We start from the raw sequence: 26,554 nt of genomic DNA, 5'->3' as shown, positions 1-26,554 counted from the left end.
ACTTTTACTTTTGGTCAAGATTGGGGTTGGAATTTGCAATGGCAGGCCAGTTTTTTCCCAGATTTTTTTGGGGCACGGGCCAAATCGGGATACAATCAACCCGAAGTGTTTAAAAGGGAAAAGGTTTGACAACCTCTTCAAATGTGGTTTATATTTGAACCTCCTGAAATGACAGAGTTTATATAACCCTTTAAAATAAAAGGATTACACGGATGGAACCATATCAGGTTTTGCCTGGTCCCGAGGCGTTTTTGCCTCCCGCCGCGGCCAGCAGAGGTATTGTTTTGCCGGACCCGGGGCAGGCGCACATTGAGGGCCGACTGGTTGATGAAGAAGAAGCCGTTGAATACGCGGCTCGAAAAATATTGGGCGCGAAAGTGCCGACGATTTTTCCTGGCCCTCTGGTGTTGTGGAAATGGAATGAAAAAGCTGCGAAAAAGGCCAAGGCGCTTCGCAGACTGGCTGATACGGCTCCGATGCGTTTGATCCCGATGGCGGACTACCGCCCCAAGTATCCAAAGATTGACCCGGAGATCGAGATCAACCCGAACCATCCGAATCTTACGATCTGGCACAACCGGATCGATGTCTGCATATTCGTTGGCGTGCATTGCCATCAGGCGAATCTGGCTCTCAAGATCATTCGCGGGGGTACGGATTGCTATACCATCGCTTACTGCGCACAGGCGGGACACGAGGATGCGTGTCTGTCTTTGCGGGACATCGGCGTGGAAACGATTAACAACCTCACTGATACCATCGAGAGGTTGAAGAAGGAAGGTGTGAAGAGCCAGGCTGAGTCTTTCACCCAGTTCAGAACAAGCGTTAAGGGACGCTTTGTTGAAGGGTCCTGATTAAGAATATAATTTTGAATTTGTAAATCCGCTTTATACAAGCGCTCTTTTTCAAAAAATGAGGGAGTGATTTTATGAATAAAAAGGTTGAAACCCAGGGCAAAAGAATTCTTTTGTCGGAAACAGTGGAGCTTGGTCACAAGAACCAGAAGGGTCAGGTTTTTACGGACCCGAACGAGATGTTCTTTGACGCGGAACGCACCCCATCGTTTCTGACCGGTTCCGAAGTTATTCGCGAAGCCATCAAACGGTCCAGCCTGGATATTTCGGTGGCTTATCCGATCACCCCTCAGAGTGAAGCGGCGGCACTGATTGGCGAATTGTACGCCGAAGGCTACCTGGGGGATTATTTCCGGGGTGAGAGCGAATTCGCGGTTATGGGCGAATGTGCCGGCGCGGCCTTTGGCGGGGCGCGAGTGTTCACCACCACCGCCGGTCCGGGCACCATGCGGGCGATGGAGAACTTCCCCATGTGGGCCGGTTCCCGTTTGCCCATCCAGGTTTGCGTGACCTGTCGTGGCATCAACTCCCCGCTCAGCATTCAGCCCGACACGCTGGAAATTTACTACCTGCTGGAAACCGGCATGCTGGTTTGGCACGCAGAGACGGCGCAGGATCTTTACGACTGGATTCTGGGCGGCTTTCTGGTGTCCGAGCAGCCGGACGTGCATGTGCCTCTGGCTCTTTGCTGTGACGGCTTCTTCGTCACTCACACAAAAGACACCGTCCTGCTGCAGTCCGAAGACATGTGTCTCCCGAAATACGATCCGTATCGCTCTCCGGTCACCTGCATGGACATGGAAGTTCCGCCGGTGCGCATGATGCGCGACCCGTTTGTTATGAAATCGAATTACATCAGTTACATGACCCACGCTTCCTGGCAGCTGGAAATCCACGCCGCCGTGGAACGGTCCCGCAAACACACCAAGGCGCTGATGGGAGGCTCCTTGATCGAAACCGAAAACCTCGATCGCGAAATTCTGATTGTTTCCTCGGGTACGGCGGTTTCGCAGGGCCGTGAAGCCATTCGCCTGCTCGAAGAAGAGCATGGTATCAAGGTGGGTCTGGTCAAGATCAAAACCCTGCGGCCGTTCCCGCATGAGGAAATTCGGGAAGCCACGGCGAATGCCAAGCACATCATCGTGCCGGAATTCAATGTCGTTGGTTGGTTGGCGCGGGAGATCAAAGCGATCGTTCCGAACAACGAGCGTGTCTACGCCGGTCCTCACGTTGCAGGCGGCATGACGATGCCTTCGGAGGTCATTGTCGAAGAGATCATGAAGCATCTGGGTCTCAAGGCCAATAACCTGTCCTCCCGCGGCAGTTAGTCGAAGGGAAACGTGAAGTTAACTTATTTAAACTTTAAAATACATTTTGCACATATATCTGAGGTGAATCATTTATGAGTAAAGAACGAATCCAGTTGAGTGAAGACTTGGCTGACATCATGCCGCAGGAGTACCACGACATGGTGGAAAATGCCACATACGGCAATACCCAGCGGGGCTGGAAGGACATCGGTACCAGCAAGGAACTGATCGAGGAGCACTCGCTGTGCGCGGGTTGTCCGGAATCCATCGCTTTCCGGTTCATCCTGTCCAGTATCCCGAACCCGGAAGACTCCGTGTTCGTCGGTTCCACCGGTTGCACCAGCCTGGTGTTCCCGCACATCGCGGTTCATAACATCCATTCGCTGTTCGGCAACCAGAATGCAATCGCTTCCGGCCTGCAGCGGGCTCTCAAGGTTCGCTACCCGGACCGGATCAAGGATGTTATCGTTCTCGCTGGTGACGGCGCCACGGTTGACATCGGTCTTGATATGACCATGCAGTCCTGGTTCCGTCAGGAAAAATTCACGACCATCTGTTTCGACAACGAACTGTACGCCAACACGGGTGGACAGGAAAGCGGCCTCATGCAGAAGGGCTTCGTTGCCAAAATGGCTCCGGTCGGCAAGGGGTTTGAAAAAGTCCGCCTTCCGGAAATCGCTTTTGAATCCGGTTGTCACTACGTGGCTTGCCTGACAGTATCCAAGCCGAATCGCGTTGAGAAGGCGATCCGCAACGCCATTCATGTTTCCCGTGAGTTCGGTCCGACCTACGTTCAGCTCTACACGCCGTGCATTCTTGAGATCGGCAAACAGAGCATGGAAGGTCTGGATGAAATGAAGGACGCCGAATCCATTGGGGGCCGTTTCGTGATGAAGGAATTCATGACGGATGAGGTTAAGGCTTTCCTGAAGGAGTTGGACGCCAGGGAAAAAGAGGAAAAGAAGGCCGCGAAGGCCCAAGCCGCCGCGAAGTAACGCTGCCAAAGGTGACTAAAAGGAGACGTCATGAGTGAAGAGCAAATAATGAAACGGATGAATATCCGGATCTCCGGCTTGGGTGGTCAGGGGGCGGTTACTGCCGCTCACCTGTTGGCCATGGCCGCGAACAAGATGGGAAAATACTCCATCTCCAACCCGTTCTTCGGCGCGGAAAAGCGGATGGCGCCGGCCGAAAGCTATGTGCGCATCGGTCCGGTTAAAATTTATGACCGGGGGGAACTGGTTTTCCCGGAAGTCATTATGGTGTTCCATCCGCAGGTTATCACCATGCAGAAGAGCTATACGGCTCCGTTTTATTCCGGAATCAAGGAGAATGGCTTGATCATCATCAATACCAACGTGGACCTGCTTACCGATGAAGATCACAAACGCTTGGAGGACCTCAACGTTTCGGTCTTGAACCATGATGCCACGCACATGGCACTGGATGTCGGTGGCACCGAACTTTCCACCAACATGGCGATGATCGGCGCCTGTGCCGGTATCACCAAAGTGGTGGATCTGCCGGCGCTGGAAGCTGCCCTGCAGGACCGGTTCGGCAAACGGTACGTCGCTTCCGGTGGTACCGCTACGCTGGACGAAGCCATTAAAAAGAAGTATGCTAAGAAGGAGCAATTGCTCCAGAAAAACAACGATACGATTAAAAAGTCTTACGAGATTGCGTCGGAGTGGGTGAAAACGTCCAATTATTCGCCCGCGTTTTACGCCCCCGGTGAATTCGAGGCAGTTGGGGCCGCAGCGGCTTCCTAAGGCTTTTTTGGATTTATAATCTTCAAGATACCGGAAGGAGCCATTCAGCGTGTATAACGTAGCTTATGTTCATGATGATAAATGTATCGCGGAAAAAGGGTGCAGGCTGTGCATCATGTACTGCCCCGAAGCGGACTGCATCAAACTCAACACCGAGAAAATGAAAGCTGAGGTCATCACCCATCGCTGTAAAGGGTGTGATCTGTGCAAGGTGGTGTGCAGCACTCATAATGCCATCAGCATGCACCCGGTTGATTCGAAGACCGGTAAGATCATCCTCGAAGCAGAGGAAGGACAAACCGCTGGATTGGGCCAGGCTTACGCCGGGTAACTTCCTTAAAGGTTTCAATAACCCATGGTCGTATCCGGCCATGGGTTATTTTTTTTTCAAAAACGGAAACCCGGCGCACAGCCAAGGATGGAATGCAGGCCCTCCCGCAAACCGTATTCAACCGCCCCACCAGGCGTTATCACTAGGGTGTACCTATGGACGAAAATGTTTCCAAGCAAGTGACCTGCACCTTGTGCAAAGCCACGTATGAGCCTGTTTTTGAACCCGCAGAAAACGAGGGTGCCTACAGAGTCCACTGTTCTTCCTGTGTGAAAGGCATCCAGATCGCACGCAATGATTTCGTGCGTGTGGCCATAAAGGAGGTATTGAAAATCGAAGGCGAGGCCCTGGCGCTTGCTGTGCAGACTTACCTTTCCGACTGTCCCTGCGGCCAGCCGTTCAGCTATGACGCGGGGAAACGGTGCCCCGAATGCCTGAAAAAAATAAAACGCGAAATCCGCGGAGAAGATAACCGGCCCGGCGAGTACTATTACATCTGGAACCTGAAAAAACTGAAGGATATGGAAGGCCGCCTGTTTGAGCACATTCTCAACAGGCTCGACTCGGAGCACCTGTCCATGCAACAGCTGATCGACAGCTTCGAGTCCGGCCAGATTGATCCTGGAACGTATATGGAAGAGTTGGAAAACCTGCAAATCCGGGAATCCAAAGATGTCGCCGTCATCAAAACCTGGGCCATCCTGGTGGGACCGGAAATGGCGTTCCGCGCGGCGGAAGAGCACGCGCTCATGGAAAAATACGGAACCCGCATTCTCGTCAGCATGGCCGCGGGAATGGAGGCTGCGTTCGGAACGAATATCCTGACCACGCTGACACGGGAAGAGAAAAATCTGGACGGTCCCCTGCGAAAAGAAATCCAGACCTTCATCAAAAAGATCGCCGGGGGATTTTAAAGGAATAAGTTTTTTGAATCGATTTCGGTGCGTCTGTAATCTAAATTTTTGAAAGGGCGGTTCCCGTCCTGTTCAGCAGTTTTTCAGAACCACCCCGGGCTCCCCTGACCCGGGGTGGTTTTTTTATGCTCTCGTTTCCTCACTCGTTCCGGTCCACCACGCGCACCCGCACCTCGGATCCGTTGGCACGGATTTCCGGAATGTACATGGCATGCCCCATCACCGGCAATGCGTGAAAATGCCCCGGAATTTCCGCGCGCAGCGTGTAGCGGATTTCCCACACGCCCTGCGGCAGTTTATCCACGAATATGGCCACCTTCCTGTCGCGCAGTTCCTGGTACACCCAACGCGAGCGGCCGGTGTAATCACTGGACGGCAGGTACGGAGGCAGCACGACGTGCTTCAACTGGGGGGTCTTGCCGGCCACAGGTTCGGCCTGACTGCCGAATTTTTTGAGGATGGCGGACCATTTAAGTTCGCGCGCATAAAGGTCGCCGCCACTTTTAACTTCCACTGCTTCGAAGCCCGCCGGTTTGAGATCTTCAAACACCAGGTACTCGTAATGGTTTTTGGCTTCAATGGTGAGTACGGTTTCAATGCGGTCGCCACTTGTAACCTGCTCCCCGTCATTGAGCGGTTGCTTGTCGTAGACGTAGCCTTTCAACAGGCTGGGCCGTCCTACCAGCTTGTAGTACTGTCGTTTGACGAAGATTTCGTTGCCCGCGGGAGTGACAGGTTCTTCCAGGCTGAAAAACTCCGCGTGTGCCGCGAAATACAAAGGACCCTCGCCGCTTCGCTGAATTCGAATTTCGTTGGCCCCGTCGCGGATGAGAGCGGGGTCGATGTCATAACTTCCGGGGGCCTGCAACACGTCCTCCACTTCGGTTTTCGCGATGGATGTGCCGTTAACGATCAATTCATATTCCTGGCCGCCCGCAAGTTCGCCGGAGGTTTTCAGGTAGTCGTTGAGCGCGAGTACGGCGATGGCGGTGTTGCGTGTGTTGCTCCAGTGGGCACCCCGCCGGTTTTTCACCAGCCAGTTCATGGCGGGCTCGATCAACTCGTGCTCGGGAGCGATGGTCAGAAGGGCACGCAGGGCGAACGCTGTGGCCTCCACGCCGCCATCAGACCACCGGTAATAAATGCCGTCTTCGCCCCAGTGAGCTGTCGCCATGACGGTCTCCTTGTTACCCCCTGTCCCATGGTGAAGAATGGATTGATCCGGCCGGTTGTCGACCTGCACGCCGTTCTCCAGGTTCTCAATCAGGGTCCGGGCGTCTTCCCTGCGGTCCAGGTAATGCGCGGAGAGGGCCAGCAGGGCACGGCCGTAAGCGTTCAAACGGTCCTTGTGTTTCCACAGATTGGCGTAGGCCTTCATCTGGAACTTGTTAGCACGGTCCTTTCCTTTATGACCGTGGTGCGTTGCCGCATGGAGCAGGAACGCCTGCATGTCGTATTGCCCTTCGGCTTCCACGAGAGCCCGGTTGAGGTAGCGGTAAGCGCGTTCCAGCACGTCCCGCCGTACCTCCACGCCGGCCTCGCGGGCCAGTCCCAGTCCCCACAGAACGTACGCCGACATGAACGGATCGCTGTCGCCTTTTTTCCACCAGCTCCAGCCGCCGTCGGAATGCTGGAAGTCGTAAAGCCGGTCAAGGCCGGCCTGCACCATGGCTTTCAGCTTTTTCAGGTTCTGTTTGCCCTTGGGGTGCGTCTTCCCGGTGTGCTGGGGATCGATGCCGCCGAAAACGCGGTTCATCACATCCACCTCATCCACACCCAGGTCGCGCAGGGTTTTGCCGACGATCACCGTCGGCAGAAACCGGCTCAGGGTCTGCTCGGTACAACCGTATGGAAAATCGATGAGATAGGGCAGGGAATCGAGCAGGGTCACGGCGATGCTGGGGCTCACCTGCACGGTCAGTTGAGTGGTGTCGAGTTTGCGTTCCGCCGGGATGTCGAGCCGGATCGAAACCGCCTCACCGCGTACTTTTCCGGATTTGGCGAGGAATTTTTCGATGCCGTGTTCGTGCACTACGAACCGTTTTTCCATGGCGTCGCTCAGTTTCGGCGTGCGCGCCAGCACCTGAATTTTAACGTCCCCCGGCTTTTCCACCACCCCCAGCCAGTCCACGCGCACCTCACCGCGTGCGGGAACGGAAACCAGGTTCAACCGGGTTTTATCTGTTGTCGTATGAGTGAGGCGCTTGACCAGGCGCACGCCACCCGCAGCTTGAATGCCGGGTGCGACATCCATCGGCGCATCAGTGTTGTTGTTGATGATGGCGGATAGAACGACCTCATCGCCGGCTACAAAGAAACGCGGTGCCTGCAGGCGAACGATGAGGGGATTCTGCGTGCGGGTGTGCCCTTTGGCGATGCCGAAGCGGTTGCTCCGGTCCACCACGCGTGCCGTGGCGCGCCACTCGGTCAACGAATCCGGAAACGTGACCTTGACCATCGCCTTGCCGTCCTTTCCGGTATGCACGTTGGGTTGCCAGAACACCGTGGTGCGAAAATCCGAACGTACGGTCACCGCCCCTTGTTCATGGCCATCCCCCTCATTCATTTGGAGCCGTTCTTTGCTGCCGACCTTTCCCTCGGACTTCATCTGGTCCATGTCCATGGCCATCGGTGCGGATTCTTCCATAATCTCGCCAGGGTGCACCTGCGAAGAAAGTCCTTTTTTATAAGCCGCGCCGAGCTGGTCGTTGAATCCCTTGTCCTTAAAGCGTCCCGGTTCATACGCGCGCCGTTCCAGTTCGTTCCTCTGCAACTGGTCTTCGCGTTTGCGGTCGCGATAGGCTTTCATCTGGAACGTGCTTGTCATGTTGAGCCGGTTAGGCCGTTTACTGCCGAAGAAGAACTGGCGGGGATCCGGAGCAAGGTCTTCCTGAATGTAGAACACCGACTCGTCCACCAGCGACAGTGCCACTTCGGCGGCCACCGGGCGGCCCTTGTGGTCGAGTGTGGTGACAGTGAGGGTGCCTTCCTCACGCGGCCGGTACTGGTCTCGATCCGGCTTCACCTCCACGTTCAGGAACTGCTTCACCGGCGGCACCACCACCTGTTTTATGTCCCGGTGAATCTGGTTGTCGCTCACCATGAGCCCGTTCAGGAACAGGTTGGGAACGTGTTTTTCTTCGATGTCGAGTTGCACCAGCTTCACATTGCCCGTCAGGTGAACGAGGCGGTAACTGTACAGGTCGTCAGCGGACACGCTGAACAGCACGTAGCGATCGCTCGTGTGGGACACCAGCATGACCGGGGCGGTCTCGCCGGCGTGAAACGTGTCTTTATCGACGATGATTTCCAGCCCGCCGTGGCGGTAACCGAGGTCGGTGGTGTTGTTGTCCGCCACCCATACCGTGGTTTCGGCGGTGATGGGCAGGCTCTGCGGATCTTTCTGCGACGACCATGAGAAGCGGTAATAACCTTCCCGCTCCGGCGTGAAGGTGAACAGCGTTTCCCCTTCGGCGTCGGTGGTGACCGACCGTTTCAGAATTTCGTCGTGCTGGTAACCGCGGAACTTCAACTGCCAGCCGGGCTGACCCGGAACCGGCGGGGGAGGGAAGATGGCGGTTTTTTCACGCACCGATTTCAACTCCGCACCCGCCACCTCATGTCCGTCGGGAGCGATCCAGATTTCGAACCAGTAGTCGCGGGTGACGGTGATGGTGCCCGTAGCGGTGTGCGGCCGCTGGTTGGCGTCCACCGACTTGACGTTAACGCCGATTTTATCCTGCGGCTGGTACAGGTTGTGTTCGCCTTTCAACTGGACGAAATACGGATGGCGCGTCACTTTCACCGTGTCCTTGGCCACCACCTCGCGACGGGAGGCGTCGGTTACCCGCGCCTCGATCTGGAATTCGAGGTCCTGCCCGCCAGGCTGGGTTTCGAACGTGAGTTTCGCTTTGCCTTCCTGGTCGGTCTTGATCACTTCCCGTTTGACCTGCTGACCGGAACCCCAGTAGCGTTGCGGTTTCTGGATCATGTCACCGTAGTACCAGGGATAAGTGCGCTCTTCCCGCCAGACATGGTAGTACGGATTCTGGTACACAACGACTTCCACATTGGCGTTGGCAACAGGACCGCCGAAGTAATACTCGGCGGCGATGTCCACCGTCACCTCATCCCCCAGCGAATACACCTTGGGCTTGCCGTTCTCTTCCGGACTTTTTACGGCAACCTTGAACTCCGGCAGCTTGTATTCCTCCAGACGAAACATCGCCGCCTGCCCGATGCGGCGGCTTTTCCGGCCGGTGGTGTGGAACTCGATCCGGTACTCGCCCAGCGGCAGGGTCTGGGGCAGTTCCAGCTCACCCCACGCGCTTCCGAATGCATTCAGCTTCACGGAATCTTCTTTCATTTTGGTGCCGCGCGGATCGTAAACCGTATATTTGAGTTTTTCCTTGTAGGGGGTGTGGTACACCTCCCCGTCGTAGGTACGGGCGGTCAGTTTCCATTTCACGGTTTCTTCCGGGCGGTACGCCGGGCGGTCGGTATGGACATAAATTTTCCAGGGCCGCTGGTCGCTCCGGTAATGGTGGTTGTAGCCCATTGCCAGCGCCTGCCGGCCTTTCAGGGTCGCCGCCATGAAGAACTGGGAATTGTAGCGGCCTTCTTCCAGTTCGAACACCGCGAGTCCGTCTTCATTGGTTTTTCCTTCCGCGTCCCGCCACCGCCATTTCCGGCCGTCGTAGTAATGTTCGAAAAACCGCACTTCGGCTCCAACGATGGGTGCGCCGCTCATGCTGTCACAGAAATAGCCCAGGGCCTGCCGGCTCGCGTTTTGCGTCACCAGCGCCGTGTCGGTGACGAGGATGAGTTCCCGCGCTTCCTCTCCGCCCCCCGTGGCGCGGAGCAGGTAGGCGCCCATGGGCAGTTTTTCTTTCAGTTCGATGCGCCGCGCGCCGGGCATGTGGTCGCCCTGATCTTCCGTATCCTCGCGCCACGATTGTGTCGCGGTTTTGAGGAGCAGGTTGACGCTGTTCATCCAGTGCGCAGGGTTGCTTTCATCCGTCAGGTCCACGTCGCGGGTGAGGTCGATGGCGTACAGATCCAGTTTGATATCGGACACGTTGCGCCAGTTGAGCGTGAATTCCGGGGTGGTGCCGGGAAGGAAAATGCTGGGCACCCCGATGTTCAGGACGGGCCGGGTGATGGCCTCGATCTGCCGCTTTGCGTCGTCGTAGTAACGCGTCTCGCCTTTGTCAAACTCGCGAAGCAGTTGCGAATAGTAATCCAGGGCTTTTTTATAATTCTGCTTGCGCACGGTCTGGCCGTTGGCGAGGATGATGACCTCGCCGGACCCCGCCAGCCACTGGGCGTAATGATAAAGCGCATCGTCGTGCCACTCGGAAGCGCGCCCGGCTTTCAACGCTTCTTCAAACGCTTCAGGAATTTTCTGCTGTTGCCAGTGGTTGCCGCGGTTGCGCAACGCCATGGCATAGAGGTATTGCGTCTGGTGCCGGTCCGCGTCTTTCTTTGCGATCTTGCGCGCGTTGTCCAGGAACTGGATCGGTACGTTCATGCCGTAGTAACCGTAGTAGTAATTTTGGGGGACCCACGACGGTTGTGTGATTTTCCAGATCATGTTGAGGTAGCGATCACGGGCCAGTTCCACATCGCGCGCCCCCGCCCACCAGTCGAGCGCGTTCTGGTAATACCGCCATCCACCGCCCCAGTTGCGGGCCTGCGTGCGCGACCACCAGAAATCGCCGAGCGACTCGTGCACCTCCGCCCAGATACGGTCGCGGAACTCCGGGTGTTTGACGTCGCGCACCATTTTCTCCAGTTGAAACCGGGCCTTGTCCACCGTGGTGGTGTCCGGGTTGCTGGAGGCCGACTGCGCCCGCCACAACGTGTCCGCGAGACGGAACTGCACCCAGCGCGTGTCATCCTCATTCAAAACCAGGCCGGCCGCATCAAGATACACCTTGTGCGCACGGGAATACGAGCCGCGCTCGTACAGCCGTTCCGCTTCCGCCTTGAGTTGTTCGAATACGTCCTGCGAGGAATCGGAATAGGAAGGGGTGGAAGGAATCAGCAGGACCAGCAGGGCAAGCGCGCACCAGAAAACATTTTTGATGGACCGGGATGGGGTTGGCATACCGTCTCTCCTTATATGAAGCCGTCCTCTTGCAGAGGCCGCAGATGGAACCGGTCACACAAACCGGTTCACCACGGCTTTCACCGAGGACAGATAGGAACTTCCAAAAAGGTTGAGGTGATTGAGCAGATGGTACAGATTGAAAATCTGTTTCCGGTTTTCGTATCCCGGATTCAGGGGAAACACTTCGTGATAGGCGTCGTAGAACCGTTGCGGCAGACGGCCGAACAGTTCCGTCATCGCAAGGTCCGCTTCGCGCAGACCGAAATAGCTGGCCGGGTCAAAAATGCACGGCGTGCCGTAGCGGTCGGCGAAATAATTGCCCGACCACAGGTCTCCGTGGAGCAATGCAGGTTTTTCGCCTTCCAGGTCCATCAAGAGGTGGAGTTTGTTGAGAAGCAGGTCGATACGCTGGTCCACGTTGGTGGGAAGCAGGCCACGTTTGCGTGCCAGTTCCTGCTGAAACCGCAGGCGGTGTTCGCGAAAAAAAACGAGCGGATCGGTCTCCGGCTGGTTGATCTGCACCGTGGAACCGATGTAGTTGTCCCGGTCGAAACCGTAAAACTGGTGCGACATGTGGTGGAGTCCCGCCAGTCCGCGTGCGAAGCGCTCGTGGAAATCACTATTGGGCGTGCCCGGTTCGATGTATTCAAGAAGCAGGTAGCGGGGATTGATTTCTTCGGGAAGGCCTATGACCTGCGGAACGCGCGGGCCGTTCTTGGCGCGTCCCATGAGGCGGAGCGCATCCGCTTCCCGCGCGAAGAAGTCGGGCGGCGGCTGGCCGTTGTGCTTGACGAACACGCGGTCGCCGTTGGATAGGGTCAGGAGGAGCGTTTCATTGATGCACCCTCCGCCGATGGATTGCGTGTTCCGGATTTCCACCGGTTGGCCGTAAACCGTTTTCAGAACGCCGTGCAGTTCGTTTTTCATAAAGACCGATTTCAGAATCGGGTTTTTATGTATTCCAGGATCTGCGGACAGGTCCTGTTCACGATCTCGAACACGTCTTCAAATCCGGACTGTCCCCCATAGTACGGATCGGGCACGTCCAGGTCGCCGTTGGCCTGAGGGTCGAAAGAGCGGAACAGCTTGAGTTTTTGCCCGGCTACCTCCGGGGGGCACATGTATTCCAGACTTTGCAGGTTGGAGCGGTCCATGGCGATCACCAGGTCGAAACGGCGGAAATCCCCGGGCTGGAACTGCTGCGCGATGGAGGTCAGCCGGACTCCCTTTTTGCGGGCGGTCGATTCCATCCGCCGGTCCGGGGGCGAGCCCACATGCCAGTTTCCGGTGCCTGCCGAGTCGATGATGATTTTTTCCTGCAATTTCTGTGAGTTGACGAGGTGCTGAAACACCCCTTCAGCGAGTGGGGAGCGGCAGATGTTGCCGAGGCAAACAAAGCAGATTTCAATGGTTTTGGAGGGGCCCATTGTATATTTGATTTGGCGGCGGAATCCGTTTAAGATGACGCGTGTTTTCCTTACCGGAAAAGCACCTCACGCCCTTTGCACTTTCAAAGTCAAACCGATTCATTCATTGTAAGGTCCGCATCGGGCGGCTTCAACTGCCTTTTGATTAAAAATTATTAATATATCGCAAGAAGGATTCCGTTTTGATCGAACGTTATACACTGCCCGAAATGGCTTTCATCTGGAAGCCGGAAAACCGTTTTCGCATCTGGCTCGCCATTGAAATCCATGCCTGCGAGGCGCTCGCCGATCTCAAACAAATTCCGCAGGAGGCGGTGGACACGATCAAGCAGAAAGCCGGGTTCGACGTTTCCCGCATCGATGAAATCGAAAAGGAAGTGAAGCACGACGTCATTGCGTTTTTGACGTCGGTTGCGGAATACGTGGGGCCGGAAGCGCGATTCATGCACGTGGGCATGACGTCATCCGACGTTCTGGACACGGCGCTGGCGGTCCAGTTGAAGGATGCTTCCAACCTGATTCTGCGTGAACTTGAGCGCTTTGCCGAGGTGTTGAAGCAACGCGCTTTGGAGCACAAGCACACACCGGTCATCGGTCGCACGCATGGCATTCACGCGGAGCCGACTTCGTTCGGCCTCAAGCTGGCGAACTGGTACGAAGAGGTCAACCGCAACCGGGAACGCCTGGAACAGGCGCGCGACCAGATCGCCGTCGGGCAGATCTCCGGCGCGGTGGGCGTGTTTGCGGGGATCGACGTGGATGTGGAGGAATACGTCTGCGACCAGCTGGAATTGAAACCGGCGCGCATTTCCAGCCAGGTCATCCAGCGTGACCGGCACGCGCAGTTTTTCACGACGCTGGCGATCGTCGCCACCACTTTGGAGAAGATCGCCACCGAAATCCGTCACCTGCAGAAAACCGAAGTGCTGGAAGCGGAAGAGTACTTTTCAAAGGGACAGAAGGGATCGTCGGCGATGCCGCACAAGCGCAACCCCGTGGTCTCCGAACAGATTTGCGGACTGGCGCGCGTGGTGCGCGCCAACGCCATGGCGGCGATGGAGAACATGCCGCTGTGGCACGAGCGCGATATCAGCCATTCGTCGGTGGAACGTATCATCGGCCCGGACAGCACCATCCTCGTTCATTACATGCTGAACAAGATGATCCGCCTGATCGAGCAGTTGGTGGTGTATCCGGACAACATGATGCGCAACCTGGAACTGACGAAGGGGCTGGTTTTTTCCGAACACGTTTTGCTCGCGCTCACGCGCAAGGGCGTGACGCGGGACGAGGCGTACCGCATGGTGCAACGCAACGCCATGCAGGTGTGGGAGCAGGGGGGCGATTTCGTTTCCCTGTTGAAGCAGGATGAGGACATCAAGGAAAAGTTGAGCGCCGAGGAGATCGATCAGGCGTTCGACCTGAAAAAACATTTGCGGAATGTGGACCGCATTTTTGAGAGAGTGTTCAATAAAACAGGATGAGAACATGAAACATAGGATGAAAACATGAAACGATTGGAAAAAATATACGAAGGCAAGTCTAAAAGCATTCACACCACGGACGATCCGGATCTGGTGATCCAGTATTTCAAGGACGATGCGTCTGCGTTCAACGGCATCAAGAAGGGCGAGATCGTGGACAAGGGGATCGTCAACAACCACGTATCGGCGGCGATTTTCAAGTTTCTCGAAGGCAAGGGCATCAAAACCCACATGGTGGAAGAGTTGAATGACCGCGAGATGCTGGTGAAGAAACTGGACATCATTCTGGTCGAGGTGGTTCTGCGCAACGTGGTGGCGGGCAGTCTGGCCAAGCGCATGGGCCGGCCGGAAGGCGAAATCCTGAAGAATCCCATTCTCGAGTTCTATTACAAGGATGACGATCTGGGCGATCCGATGATCAATGAGTACCACATCCGCGAATTCGGTCTGGCGACGGATGCGGAGATTGAAGTGCTCCGGGAGCAGGGTCTCAAGATCAACCAGCTGTTGTGGGACTACTTCAAGGAGCGCAAGATCCGCCTTGTGGATTTCAAACTGGAGTTTGGGCGCCACAAGGGAGAGATTTTGCTGGGCGACGAGATCAGCCCGGACGGATGCCGGCTGTGGCACTGGGATACGAACGAGAAGATGGACAAGGACCGCTTCCGTTTCAACCTGGGGCAGGTGAAGGAAAAGTACGAGGAAGTGTACCACATGATCTGTGGTTGACCGGACGGGGGCCGCTTGCGGCCCCCGGTCTTTACAGTTCCTTGCAGGTGACCTTGGTGGGCGGCGTCATGCCGCACTCCATCGACTCCGTCCGGCCACTGGCGGCCCCGGCGCACGCAGTACTGATGCCGGTCTGCACGGTGGTTTCATAGTCCATGCCTTCCACCTGCTGGCAGATGTCGTAACCGTTGTACGAGATGCACACTTCGCACTCGTACTTGCTTCCCGACCAGATCATCATGAAGGTCATGCCTCCAAAAATTCCCAGGAACAAAATGGTGGCCACGGCGGCCTTGTTCAGTTTCATGGCAGTTACAGATTTCCTTCCTCGGACATGTAGTTCGACACGTCGACGAAAAAATTGTTGCGGTAAAAAATAAGTTCTTCAATGGACTCCCGAACATCGGTGAGTGCCATGTGCGCGTCGCTTTTTTTAGGCAGGCGGGTGCCGTTCGGATACCAGCGGCGGATCACTTCCTTGATGGACGTCACATCGATGTTGCGGTAGTGCAGGTAGTCCGTGAGGTCTTTCATGTAGCGGTCGAGAAACCGCCGGTCCTGCTGGATCGAATTGCCGCAGAGTGGCGAGGTTTTATAGGGGACGTACTGCTTGATGAAGTCCAGCGTTCGCTGTTCGGCTTCTTCCACGGTCAGGGTCGATTCCTTCACTTTCTGAATGAGGCCGGAAGCGGAGTGGGTTTTCTGGTTCCAATCATCCATCCGTTCCAGGATGGCGTCGTCCTGATGGATCACAAGACAGGGCCCCTCCGCCAGGATATTGAGCTGGCTGTCGGTGACGATGGTTGCGATTTCAATGATTTCTTCCTTGTCCGGATCCAACCCGGTCATTTCCAGGTCCATCCACACCAGATTGCTGGAATCCACAAGACTCATAAGTCGACTTTCATGACGGCCGGTTTGCACGCAGGTGTGCGGGTGTTCCGGCCTGTTTTCTTCATAACGGGTTGAGAAACCGATTCTAACCCAATTCTGTTGATATTAAAACCACCCTCCGGGGCCGAAAACGGGCCTCCGGCGGGGGTCATTTAACCAGTCCATACAGGATGGCTTTCTGCAGGTGCAGACGGTTTTCCGCCTGGTCGAAGACGATCGAGGCGGGGCCGTCGATCACTGAAGCGCCGACCTCCTCTCCCCTGTGCGCGGGCAGACAGTGCATGAACACGGCATTCGTGCTGGCGAAGGACATCACCATGTCGTCCACCGTGTAATCAGCGAGATCGTGCAGGCGTTTCTTGCGTTCCTCTTCCTGCCCCATACTGGCCCACACGTCGGTGTACACCACGTCCGCGTCTTTGGCCGCTTCTTCGATGTTGTCCGTCAGGCAGATGTCGAGTTCGTCCCGTTCCGCGTCGTCGAGAATCCATTCCATGGCTTTGGGGGTGATGGTGTAATTCGGCGGGCTGGCGATGGAGATGTGCATGCCCATGCGGATGCAGGCGAACAGAAGGGACACCGCCATGTTGTTGCCATCGCCGATGTAGGCGAGCTTCAATCCCTCCAGTTTGCCGAAGTGTGCCCGGATGGTCATCATGTCCGACAACGCCTGGCAGGGATGGTTGAAATCGGTGAGCCCGTTGATGATGGGAATGGTCGCGTGCTTTGCCAGTTCCACGATGTCGTCGTATGCGAAGGTGCGGATCATGACCGCATCCAGGTACCGGGACAAAACCCTTGCCGTATCTTCAATGGTCTCCCCGCGAGAGAGTTGCATGTCGCCGGGACTGAAAAAGAGCGCCTGCCCGCCCATCTGGAACATGCCCACCTCGAACGAAATGCGGGTACGGGTCGATTGCTTGTGGAATATCATGCCCAGCGATTTTCCGGCAAGCGCATTGCGGTAGGCCTCCGGCTGGCGCTTCATGTCCTCTGCGAGGTCAAGCAGGGCGGACAACTGCTCGCGGGTGAAATCCGTGAGCACCAGAAAATCTTTTTGCGGCAAAGAGATGTCCATACGGGCTTTCGTGGGGTGCGTCGAAAAGGGGTTATTTTACACGATCCCGGCCCGCAGGAATACCCCCTATTGTGCCGGTTTTCAGCGGGAGGATTCCGCCTGTTCCGGGCTTTGGGGAAGGGTTTCGGCCGGGTCGCCTGCATCCAGCACCAGGGTCAGGCACTTGTTCGCACCGCCGGCTTTCATGAACTCGTCCACCGGGCAGAGCACCACGGCAAAGCCCAGGGATTCCAGCCGCTCCCGCAAGGCCGGGGTGGCGTGATTCATGAAAAGGGTCTTGTGTACGCGGGCGGTGTTGCAGGCAAAGTGTTCGGCATCCTCCTGCGAGACGACGATGCGGTTTTCCGGAGCGATGCGTGCCTCGATCTGCCGCAGGCTGTCGGCGTCGAACGCTTCCGGGAAATACATCGCCCGGTCGTCGGGCAGGGGGCAAAAGCAGGTGTCGAGGTGGTAAAAGCGCGGATCGACGAGATGGAGCGACACCACAGGCCGTGCCAGTTTCTGCTCCAGAAAACGGTGTGCCGCGAGATCCGTGCGGAACCCCCAGCCCGCCCAGATCCAGTCCTGGCCCGGTTGTGGAAGAGCATCGCCTTCGCCTTCGAACGCGATACCATCCGCCAGTTTCACGATCTCGCTGTCATTCTGCCGGAACCATTCCAGATAATGCGGTTCTTCCCCCTGGCGTTCCTTGTGACGGAAACGGCTCAGCACAAACACCCCGTCCACCAGAAGCCCCGCGTTGGCGGTGAACACCATATCGGGAGATTCGCGCCGCGGCTCGATGAGGTGCACCTCCGCCTTTTCGGTCAACGCATGGTAAAAGGCCTCCCACTGGGCGCGGGCGCGGTCGGTGTCGATGTGGTCGATCTGGTCTTCCATCCACGGATTGATCACGTAACGGACGCCGAAATGGTCCGGCGCACACATCAGCATTTTGGGCTTCATGGCAGACCTCCTGAGAAACAGGGTTCTTATATTTAGATGAGGCCCGCCATGCAGAGGATTCGCCTTAAATTTTAAATAAATATTTGAATTTTCGTATGTTATGGAGAATTGAGGGGGTGGGGTTGACCCTTTTTACAGGTTCAGGGTTTCCTCGTACTGGCGGAACACGCCGGTCTCGTACGTTTCACGGATGGTGCGTATGTTGTTGGTGAGCCACAGGTTGGAGAAATCTGGCGGGTAGGGGGCGAAACTTTTCATCTGGCCGATCATGATGCGCACGTTCTGGTACCAGGAAATGTTTTTCTGTTCCTTGAAGAGAGCGCGCGCCTGGCGCAGCCTCTTCACAGCCTCATCGGTCTTGCCATTGCCGAACAGGGCCAGCCCGAGGCCCACGTGCCCCAATCCTTCCTGCGGGCGCATCTTGACGACTTCCTGAAACGCGGCCACGGCCTGGTCAAACCGTTGGACGGCACTCATCATGTTGGCGAGGTTGAACTGAACATCGTAGTGGTCAGGATACTTGTCCGCCAGGGCCTGCGCCGCTTTCATGGCCTCCAGGAAACGCCCGGTTTTTGCGTATGCAATGCACATTTTCACCCCGGCATAAATGTGCATGTTTTTCGGTGGACTGGTTTCAATGTACTTCTGCCACGCGGCGATGGATTCCGCAACAAACTCATCACGATCGAGGGTCAGGGCCTCTTGGAGTTCCGGGCTCTGGGGCGCGGCCACCGCACCGGGAACCGCGGCTGTCAGCCACAGCATCAGGAATGTCATCGGGAAAAAAAGGTAACCGCGTGTCATAGGCGTCTCGCTGTCAGTCAGGCCACTTCTGCCGGTTCGTTGGGAAAGATCGGCTTGATCTCGATCAGCGGCCGAAGGGCGTTTTTGAGTTGGGTTTTGAACTTGTCCTCTTCCTGGATGATCTTGCGCACGTCTTCCGGCCGAACGTAAAACACGTTGGACGCGTTTTCAAGCGTGGTGTGGATCACCGCCCGTTCGATTTTCATGTTCAGGTCGGAGAAGACCCTGGTTTCCATCATCATCGTGCCCAGGATATCGTGCGTCTCCACCTTGACCGTGCGCCCGATGATGGACACCTTCAGCTTGATGTCGTTGTACTTGCTCACCTGGTGGCTGGAGCTCAGGGCACGGCCGCGGTAAAGCGAGGCGATGTCCAGGTTGCCGACAAACACACGCCGGAGGTCGTCGATCACCTGCTTCTGGATGAAAAAGAAATTGGAGAAATCGACCGGGTCGCCCGTGGCGCTGACCACCTTGAAGATGTCGAACACGTTGTCGTCCAGCGTGTGGACGTTGGCCTCAATGATGCTGAGATGGTTGAACGCCAGCACCGCCGCGATTTTGTACAACAGGCCCTGCTGGTCGCGTGTGCACACCACCAGTTCTGCCGGATGTTCCGGTTTGTAAAACAACTCCGTGGCGAAACCTTCGCGCGATTTTTTGAACTGGTCGTAGATCTGCAACTGCGACTGAAGATCGCGAGGCAGGCGGATCATTTTCAGAAATTCCTGCTTCACGGGAATCGGCACGCTTTCACGTTTCTTGAACTGGAGCGTGAACTGGTAGAAATACTTGAGCTGGTCGATCTGCGTCTGGGTCATCTTCATCTTGGTACCCGCGCGGTCTGCGTAGGTGAGGAGGATCAGCATCTTGAGCCGCTCGACGTTTTTCTCCACCAGGTCCCAGATCATCTCGTACGTTGTGTCGTCGTCCGGATCGAGCATCATGAGGTCCCGCATCATGAGGTGTTTCTCGACGAGGAACGCGATGTCGCGGATCATTTTCTGGTTTTTGCCGAAGCCCAGGTTTTCCAGGATGCGCGGCACCGCGCGCGAGCCCACCAGCTCCTCGTTTTCCCCCTCGGTTTTGAGTCCCTTGCCGATATCGTGCAGCAGCACCGACAGGCGCATGGTGGATTTGTCCTTGAGCGAATGGTACAGGCCGGTGAGAAAAGGGTCGGCTTCCGGATCGATGTCCAGCCGGTTGAGCGCGTCGAGCGCTGCCAGTACGTGGATGTCCGTCGGGAACAGGTGCACGTAGATGTCCTGCAGCAGCCCGCTCAGGTTTTTGAATTCCGGGATGAAAAAGCTTTCCAGCAGGCGGAACTCGTGCAGGTAGCGTAGAGCCCGGGCGAAGTGTTTGCCACGCAGAATGGCATGGAACAATTGCTGAACCTGTACCTGATCCGCTCCGCTCTGGAACATGGGCAGCATCTGATCGGCATGGCGTTCGATGGCGCGAACGACCGGGTACGAAAGAAAGTAATTCTTTCGCGACACCCACACGAACAACTCGAGGATGGGCAGGGGCGAATCCCACGTCACGTCTTCCCTGTCATCCTGGAGTACGATCTGCGATTCCGAGTTGAGTGCGAAATCCGGCGACAGCCGGCGTGTTTTCTCGGTTGAGGGCGTGATGCCGTCCCAGAACAGGTTGCGGCTGAAACGCTTCATCGGCAGGACCGCGTTGAAAAAGTATTCCTGGAAAAATTCCCGAACCTTTCCGGTGTAGCCCATCGACTCCGCGATCACTTCCCGCACCTCGTAGCTGAGTACGTCGCGGTGCGAACCTTTCTGGTGACAATGCAGGAACAGGCGCATACGCGAGACGAAATTCAGCGCTTTTTTCATGTTTTTGAAAGCCGTCGTGCTCAGCTTTCCGGTGTTGTACAGTTCCACCAGCAGTTCAAATTGATTGATCTCGTGATACCCCCCCTGGATGCGGACGAGGCTGAGTGCCCAGTACAGGCGGCGCAGTTCTTCCTTCAGGTTCGGTTCCTGGCGAAACACCGTATTCGGCACTTCAAAATAATGTTTGTACTGAAGGCAGTGCCGGATGATCTTATCCTTGTGAATGAGGCTCGCGGTTTTTATGGAGCTGGTGAACTCGCGGTACACCAGCGGATTGCCCGCCACCAGGCGGTGTTCGAGCAGGGAGTGAAATGACGCGACCTCGTTTTCCTTCAGGTCCAGGCTTTCCGTATCGATTTCTGAATGGCCCGTGCTGGCGGCGGTGGGAAAGATGTCCTGGTACACCAGCAGGTAATCGAAGAAATTGATCAACTGGTAACCTCGCTCCTTTTCCTCTTCTGCCGCCCCGGTGCGGACCACGATCTGCATGTCCACGTCGGAGTGGAAGTACATTTCTTCGCGGCCGTACCCGCCACGGGCGATCACCGCCACCGGGAAATCATGATTCCCCCACGGTTCGGTTCTGCCGCGGTTGCACATCCACACCGCACGCGCAAACCCCGTCTGCACCACCGCATCGACCAGCGCCGTGCGTTTCAGCAGCAGCAGATGGCTGTTCTCGGACTGCTGGAGCTCCTTTTGCAGCAGATCGGTTTCCTTTTGCACGAACAGGGCGAGCTTCTTTTTGAATTCCAGGTAAAACGGCTGGGGGTTGTTGTCCTGGATGGAGGGCAGGTCCTGCGGGTCGGTGAGCTGGTCCAGTTGGGAGACGAGACTCTCCCTGTATTCCTGAGCTTGCTTTCGGTTGGTCTGATACAGTTCAAGCATCTGGACTCGCCACCTGCCTGCCGGACACGAAAAGCGACGGCAGGACCGTACAAGGTTCAAATTAAATGGATTGTATCACCCAGCAGGATAAACCAAACGCCTGTGTGTTTCAAGCGGAGAGCCTCAGAATTGCCTGAAAAATCAGTAGTTTATGTCGAGGCTACAGGGTCCGGCCCATGAGTTGCACAAACGGACGGATGTTTTCCACCAGCCTGACGAACTTCGATGGTTTGAGCGACTGCGGTCCGTCGGAGAAGGCATTGACCGGATCCGGGTGCACCTCGATCATCAACCCGTCCGCTCCGGCGGCCACGGCGGCCCGTGCCATCGGCTCCACCAGGTCCCAGTGGCCGGTGGCGTGGCTGGGATCGATCACGACCGGAAGGTGGGTTTCGCGTTTGAGCACCGGCACGCAGGCGATGTCCAGCGTGTTGCGGGTGGCGGTTTCGAAGGTGCGAATGCCGCGCTCGCACAGGATGACGTCCTTGTTGCCCTCGGACAGAATGTATTCCGCCGACATGAGGAATTCCTTGATGGTGGTCATCATGCCGCGTTTCAGGAGCACGGGTTTGTTCACCTTGCCCAGTTCCTTGAGGAGCGAGAAGTTCTGCACGTTGCGCGCACCCACCTGCAGCACGTCGGCGTAACGCGCGACCAGTTCCACGTCGCCGGGGTTCATGACTTCGGTGACGATGGGCAGGCCCGTCGCTTCCTTCGCCTCCTTCAGGAGCTTGAGGCCTTCTTCTTCCAGGCCCTGGAAGCTGTATGGGGAGGTGCGCGGCTTGAATGCGCCGCCTCTCAGCATGTTGGCTCCGGCGTGTTTCACGGAGCTGGCGGTGGCCATCATCTGGTCGTGGCTTTCCACCGAGCAGGGACCGGCGATCAGCGCCAGGCGGTCGCCGCCGATGGCGAACCCGTCGCATTCGATCACTGAATTCGCGTTTTTGATTTCGCGTCCGGCCAGTTTGTACGGTTTGAGGATGGGGATCACGTCCTCGACACCCGGCATGGAGTCGAGAACTTCCATGAGGTGATCCTTGAAATGTTCGTCACCGACCGCGCCGATGACCTTGCGTTCCACTCCCTGGATCTCGTGGGGAGTGAATCCGTTTTCCTTGATTTTATCCTTCACGGCCTGGACCTCCTCCGGGGAGGTGTCCGCCTTGAGCACTACGATCATTGCCAACTCCTTTTATGAGGTTGGTATCAAATTAGCATGCTTTTAAAAATCCAGTCAAGACAGCACTTTACAAAGAAATCAACCGTTTTCCACACCCGGCTGCAACGCCGGGTTCCGGCTTTGTGTTTTTCGGTTTTCAGCAGGGGGGGACGGGGCGGGAGATGAAATTTTTGACAGCTTTCATGGAAGTGTGATAATTAACAAACTCTTGAGGATTCTCTCCTTTTTTCGACGCACCACTCACTCCCGGAGGCCGGATGGAAATCAAAATCGGACGCGACGCCTTTCTCAACGGGGTGCACAAGGTTCAGGGCATCGTGGAAAGCAAAGGCGCCATGCCCATCCTGTCCCACACGCTGATCTCCACTGAAAAAAAAGGCGTATACCTGCAGGCGACCGACCTCGAAATCGGCATGAAGCGGTTCTGCCCGGCAAATGTGGTCACCCAGGGCTCGGTCACCGTCAACGCGCGCAAGCTGTTCGATATATTGAAGGAGCTTCCGGACCTGGAGGTGACGCTGAAAAAGGAGGACAACGACTGGGTGACGATCACCTGCGGCAAGTCGAAGTTCCGCCTGCCCGGTCTGGCGGCGGCGGACTACCCGAAGCTTCCGGAGTACAGCGAAGAGCCTCTCATGGAGTTCAGCGGACCGCAACTGCGGGAGATGATCCGTAAAACCTATTTCGCCATCTCACCGGACGAAACCAGGCAGGCCCTGAACGGTCTGCTCCTGGAAAAGGAAGACAACCACGTGAACCTGGTCGGCACCGACGGCCATCGCATGACGTTCATCAAACGTCCCCTGCTCAAGGCAAACGCCGACAAGGTGGACAAGTCAGGTTACCTGTTGCCGAAGAAATTGCTGACGGAATTGTTGAAGCTGATGGAAAGCGACGACGCCACCTGCTCGTTTTCCGTGAAGGACAACCAGCTCGCGTTCATTCAGGAACAGCAGGTCATCGTGTCGCGCAAGATCGACGGAAAGTTTCCCAACTACCGGCAGGTGATCCCCGGCGACAACAACCTCAAGGTGACGGTCAACACCGAATCGCTGGTGCACGCGCTCAAACGCGTGGCCCTGCTGGCGGATGAAAAATCGAAGATGGTGCGGTTCGACATCACTCCGGGGCTGATGACGCTGGTGTCCGAGGGAACCGAAATCGGCAACGCCACCGAGGAACTGGAAATCAATTATGACGGAGAACCGGTATCCATTGGCCTCAACGCGCGTTACATCCTGGATGTGCTGGCGGTGGTGGAGGAACCTGAGGTGGTGATGAACCTGAAAGACGAAAACCACTCCTGCCTGTTGACCATCAACGACGACAAGGACTACCTCTCCATCGTCATGCCCATGCGGCTGTGATCCGGCGCGTTCCCACCCCAATCTGATTTCTTTTTAAAAATCGAAAAAGCGGTCGAGGGATTCGTCCGCGCGGGGCAGGTGACCGGTGACGCCCTCCCACACTTCCTTCGTCTCCATGCACAGATAGACGTCCACCTCCGGCGCGCGCCGTTTGATGGTGGTTCGCAGGGTGTCGTAAGCGTGATTGCGCAAAGGCCGCAGGTAACGAAACTTGCCGTCGGCGCCGGCGACGTGCTCCTGCGTGAGCAGGCGGGTATGGGGATGCCGTTCCTTAATGACGCGTTTCAGGTTCGGACGGTAGCGGAAACTGCCGAGGCTGATCCATTCCAACTGGTGGGCGGGCAGGGTGTCGAAAACCTGTTCGATCAACCGCCCGTACGCTCTTTCCCAGCCGTCGAACAGGATCACCGGGTCGAGATGGATCCCCACCTGGAAGCCGTGTTCCGCGCAACGCCGCGCCGCGTCCAGCCGTTGGGCCAGTGACGGCGTGCCGATCTCTTCCCGCTCGACAATTTCTTCGGGGTTCAGCGACCACGACACGATGACATTGGTCGGGTCAGGTTGTTTGAGCAGGTTGTCCACGCAGTCGGACTTGGTTTTGAGTTCCAGCACCGCGTTGTTCTGCCGGTTGAAAAAAGGCACCAGGTAATCCGTGTAAGGCAGAAGGTCATCGAGCGCAAGGCTGTCCGTGACTTCGCCGGTGCCGACGCGGAACGACCGGTCCGGGTGTTCGCAAAACTCCTCTTCCAGTTCCGCCAGCAGGTCGTCGATGTTGACGAAAGCGGTGAGCAGGGGATTGTTTTCCAGAAAATCCTGCAGGAAGCAGTACGAGCAATCGTACACGCAGTTTTTGATCAGGTTGACGACATAGTAGTTGCAGCACACCATGCCGGGACTCAACCCCGGGCACTTTTTAAGAAACGATCCCTTGAAGGTGGTGAGGGCGAGCTGCCGCTTGGCCGCGCCAAACACATCGACCGCCTCCTCGCGCAGGGTTTCGACTGCATTTTCCGGAGTGTGGTCCCGCCGCACGGGCACGCCGGGCAGGGTTTCCAGCACCCTCTGGGTGAAGGGGTGGTCCTCCGCCGGGGTGTCCAGCACGATGAGGTCGGGTTCGAACGGCATGGTCTATTTTATTGAAAAAATTAACTTTATTCGATTTTTCGCTATTGTCTGAATGGGGGCTATCTGCGATAATATACAGGTTTTTAGAGGAGGAGGGAACGTGAAATCAAGCACTTTCCCGCCTGTCCTCATTATTGCCGGATTTTTCCTTTGGGTCTCCGGGCCGGACTTTTGAGTGGCTGAAATGGATTTGGAACCAACGCAGGAATCTTCGTTATTAAAAGACCAGGACTGGCCGCAGAAGAAAAAAGGTCCCAGTCCGTTCTGGGTGGTGCTGTATACGCTGATGGGTTTCGGCACGTTCCTTTTCTTCAATAAAGACACCGATCTGGTTCGGGATCTCCTTGGCCTCGTTCCCCAGAAACCGGTGCAGGAGATGGTGAGTGCCACGCCTCTGGGCCCTGCGGTGGACTGGGTGGAGGAGAAAACCCAGGACCTGCCGAATGAAGGCGGCTGGATCGCCGGCAATGCGGAAGCTTTCATGGCCGAGCTGGAATCGTCCGTTCTGCCGGAGGTAAAAAAGACGGCGTACGACCCTTCCGCGCTCGAACAAAGCCGACTGCACACGCTCGATCTGGAGGTGAAGCTGTCGCTCACGCATTCGTTGTGTGCGCGCCTGCCCGCCGACGACTGCAAACGCCTGTCCGCCTATGCCGCGCGCATTCTGTCGTGGTACCTCGATGTCAGCCAATCGGTGCGCAAGGGCGATCGCTTGTCCCTCGTCTACGAGGAGATCGAAAGCGAGGAACGCTTTCGTATTCTTAAGCTGGTATACGACAGCCGGTTTCTGAAACAGGTGATTGAGGCCAACTACTACCGTGCACCCAACATGAAATACGGCAGTTATTTCGATAAATCCGGGCGCGAACTGTTTCCCCGCCTGCGCAACCACAGCGCTCCCATCCGGGAATATGAAGCCATCACCTCGCTGCCCGGCGACTATCGAAGGGGCAAGGTGGACGGCCATCACGGTACCGACTTCAAGGCCGAAGTGGGCACGCCGGTTTACGCGAGTTTCCACGGACGCGTCACCCGCACGAACTGGAACCGCAGCCACAACGGCTATTGCATCGAGATTGTGCATCCGCGCGAAGGCGTGCGCACACTCTACCTGCACCTCGACCGCGTGATGGTGCGGCGGGGAGAATACGTGAAACGCGGCCAGCAGATCGGCACCTCCGGCAACACAGGACGCAGCTTCGCGCCGCACCTGCACTACGAGGTGCGCCGCCTGGGCAAGGGCGGCCGCATTCACAACCCGTTCGAGTTCAGGCACCACAAAACGCATGTCCGCCGCATCCCCTCGCAGGCGATGGATGAATTCACATCCCGGGTGCGGCATTACGACGCGGTGCTCGAAGGCAAACCCTTCCTGCAGGTCAGGGCCGAGACGCAAAAGAAAGCGAACTCCTGACCGGGTCCCACGATCGCACCGCGTTTCGGCAACCCCTCTCCCAACCTGTATAATTGAAACCATTCACCCTGCGTGAATT

General features: G+C 56.6%; 21 protein-coding genes. 10 read left to right on the top strand and 11 right to left on the bottom strand.

Annotation, left to right across the window (positions count from 1 at the left end):
• Window positions 1-212 precede the first annotated feature (212 nt).
• The 6 genes from ACTRXA_RS04150 to ACTRXA_RS04125 all read left to right on the top strand — a co-directional run bounded on the left by ACTRXA_RS04150 (window position 213) and on the right by ACTRXA_RS04125 (window position 5,178).
• Complete coding sequence (locus tag ACTRXA_RS04150) at window positions 213-854, top strand: carbon monoxide dehydrogenase beta subunit family protein (RefSeq protein WP_442425947.1); 642 nt, start codon at window positions 213-215, stop codon at window positions 852-854.
• 74 nt (window positions 855-928) lie between these two features.
• Window positions 929-2,182, top strand: a complete 1,254-nt coding sequence (locus ACTRXA_RS04145; protein WP_442425946.1) for a transketolase C-terminal domain-containing protein — start codon at window positions 929-931, stop codon at window positions 2,180-2,182.
• 74 nt (window positions 2,183-2,256) lie between these two features.
• The gene (locus ACTRXA_RS04140) at window positions 2,257-3,159 is read left to right on the top strand and encodes a thiamine pyrophosphate-dependent enzyme (RefSeq protein ID WP_005011284.1); all 903 of its coding nucleotides are present in this window, start codon (window positions 2,257-2,259) and stop codon (window positions 3,157-3,159) included.
• Between the two features lie 30 nt (window positions 3,160-3,189).
• Window positions 3,190-3,933, top strand: a complete 744-nt coding sequence (locus ACTRXA_RS04135; protein ID WP_442425945.1) for a 2-oxoacid:acceptor oxidoreductase family protein — start codon at window positions 3,190-3,192, stop codon at window positions 3,931-3,933.
• A gap of 49 nt (window positions 3,934-3,982) precedes the next feature.
• Complete coding sequence (locus ACTRXA_RS04130; protein WP_005011279.1) at window positions 3,983-4,264, top strand: 4Fe-4S dicluster-binding protein; 282 nt, start codon at window positions 3,983-3,985, stop codon at window positions 4,262-4,264.
• 155 nt (window positions 4,265-4,419) lie between these two features.
• On the top strand, window positions 4,420-5,178 hold the full coding sequence (locus ACTRXA_RS04125) for a hypothetical protein (RefSeq protein ID WP_442425944.1): 759 nt from the start codon (window positions 4,420-4,422) through the stop codon (window positions 5,176-5,178).
• Between the two features lie 139 nt (window positions 5,179-5,317).
• On the opposite strand, the gene ACTRXA_RS04120 is transcribed toward ACTRXA_RS04125, so the two are convergent.
• The 3 genes from ACTRXA_RS04120 to ACTRXA_RS04110 are packed head-to-tail and all read right to left on the bottom strand — an operon-like array spanning window position 5,318 to window position 12,717.
• Entirely contained in the window at window positions 5,318-11,287 is a 5,970-nt protein-coding gene (locus ACTRXA_RS04120; RefSeq protein ID WP_442425943.1) for an MG2 domain-containing protein, read from the bottom strand.
• Between the two features lie 54 nt (window positions 11,288-11,341).
• The gene (locus tag ACTRXA_RS04115) at window positions 11,342-12,217 is read right to left on the bottom strand and encodes a fructosamine kinase family protein (RefSeq protein WP_442425942.1); all 876 of its coding nucleotides are present in this window, start codon (window positions 12,215-12,217) and stop codon (window positions 11,342-11,344) included.
• Window positions 12,218-12,228: 11 nt separating this feature from the next.
• Window positions 12,229-12,717 carry a low molecular weight protein-tyrosine-phosphatase gene (locus ACTRXA_RS04110; RefSeq protein WP_442425941.1) on the bottom strand — a complete coding sequence of 163 codons (489 nt, stop codon included), beginning with the start codon at window positions 12,715-12,717 and terminating at the stop codon, window positions 12,229-12,231.
• 182 nt (window positions 12,718-12,899) lie between these two features.
• Here ACTRXA_RS04110 and purB point away from each other — a divergent pair, with 182 nt between their 5' ends.
• Window positions 12,900-14,201 (top strand): adenylosuccinate lyase, encoded by a 1,302-nt coding sequence (purB, locus tag ACTRXA_RS04105; protein WP_442425940.1) that lies wholly within the window; start codon window positions 12,900-12,902, stop codon window positions 14,199-14,201.
• A gap of 24 nt (window positions 14,202-14,225) precedes the next feature.
• Window positions 14,226-14,930 carry a phosphoribosylaminoimidazolesuccinocarboxamide synthase gene (purC, locus tag ACTRXA_RS04100; protein ID WP_442425939.1) on the top strand — a complete coding sequence of 235 codons (705 nt, stop codon included), beginning with the start codon at window positions 14,226-14,228 and terminating at the stop codon, window positions 14,928-14,930.
• A gap of 31 nt (window positions 14,931-14,961) precedes the next feature.
• Here the strand turns inward: purC and ACTRXA_RS04095 are convergent, their stop codons facing one another.
• The 7 genes from ACTRXA_RS04095 to aroF form a co-directional block, all read right to left on the bottom strand.
• Window positions 14,962-15,237 (bottom strand): hypothetical protein, encoded by a 276-nt coding sequence (locus tag ACTRXA_RS04095; RefSeq protein WP_442425938.1) that lies wholly within the window; start codon window positions 15,235-15,237, stop codon window positions 14,962-14,964.
• A 5-nt stretch (window positions 15,238-15,242) separates the two neighbouring features.
• Window positions 15,243-15,824, bottom strand: a complete 582-nt coding sequence (gene orn, locus ACTRXA_RS04090) for an oligoribonuclease (protein ID WP_442425937.1) — start codon at window positions 15,822-15,824, stop codon at window positions 15,243-15,245.
• A gap of 148 nt (window positions 15,825-15,972) precedes the next feature.
• On the bottom strand, window positions 15,973-16,902 hold the full coding sequence (gene argF, locus ACTRXA_RS04085; protein ID WP_442425936.1) for an ornithine carbamoyltransferase: 930 nt from the start codon (window positions 16,900-16,902) through the stop codon (window positions 15,973-15,975).
• Window positions 16,903-16,983: 81 nt separating this feature from the next.
• On the bottom strand, window positions 16,984-17,847 hold the full coding sequence (locus ACTRXA_RS04080; RefSeq protein ID WP_442425935.1) for a dimethylarginine dimethylaminohydrolase family protein: 864 nt from the start codon (window positions 17,845-17,847) through the stop codon (window positions 16,984-16,986).
• A gap of 132 nt (window positions 17,848-17,979) precedes the next feature.
• Entirely contained in the window at window positions 17,980-18,612 is a 633-nt protein-coding gene (locus ACTRXA_RS04075; protein WP_442425934.1) for a tetratricopeptide repeat protein, read from the bottom strand.
• Between the two features lie 56 nt (window positions 18,613-18,668).
• Window positions 18,669-21,389 (bottom strand): hypothetical protein, encoded by a 2,721-nt coding sequence (locus tag ACTRXA_RS04070; protein WP_442425933.1) that lies wholly within the window; start codon window positions 21,387-21,389, stop codon window positions 18,669-18,671.
• A gap of 160 nt (window positions 21,390-21,549) precedes the next feature.
• On the bottom strand, window positions 21,550-22,569 hold the full coding sequence (gene aroF / locus ACTRXA_RS04065) for a 3-deoxy-7-phosphoheptulonate synthase (RefSeq protein ID WP_442425932.1): 1,020 nt from the start codon (window positions 22,567-22,569) through the stop codon (window positions 21,550-21,552).
• Window positions 22,570-22,826: 257 nt separating this feature from the next.
• Here aroF and dnaN point away from each other — a divergent pair, with 257 nt between their 5' ends.
• Window positions 22,827-23,936, top strand: coding sequence for a DNA polymerase III subunit beta (gene dnaN / locus ACTRXA_RS04060; protein ID WP_442425931.1), 1,110 nt, complete (start codon window positions 22,827-22,829; stop codon window positions 23,934-23,936).
• 33 nt (window positions 23,937-23,969) lie between these two features.
• On the opposite strand, the gene ACTRXA_RS04055 is transcribed toward dnaN, so the two are convergent.
• Window positions 23,970-25,061, bottom strand: a complete 1,092-nt coding sequence (locus ACTRXA_RS04055; protein ID WP_442425930.1) for an SPL family radical SAM protein — start codon at window positions 25,059-25,061, stop codon at window positions 23,970-23,972.
• Between the two features lie 184 nt (window positions 25,062-25,245).
• Between ACTRXA_RS04055 and ACTRXA_RS04050 the strand changes: the two genes are divergently transcribed.
• A complete protein-coding gene (locus tag ACTRXA_RS04050) occupies window positions 25,246-26,475 on the top strand; it encodes a M23 family metallopeptidase (protein ID WP_442425929.1) in 1,230 nt (409 codons plus the stop codon).
• Window positions 26,476-26,554 lie beyond the last annotated feature (79 nt).

This window comes from Nitrospina sp. P1_D6, from assembly GCF_052156615.1.
In the GTDB taxonomy this organism is placed as follows: Bacteria; Nitrospinota; Nitrospinia; order Nitrospinales; family Nitrospinaceae; genus Nitrospina.
Note: the sequence above shows the minus strand (reverse complement) of the source record. Positions and strands in the feature narration are given on the sequence as shown.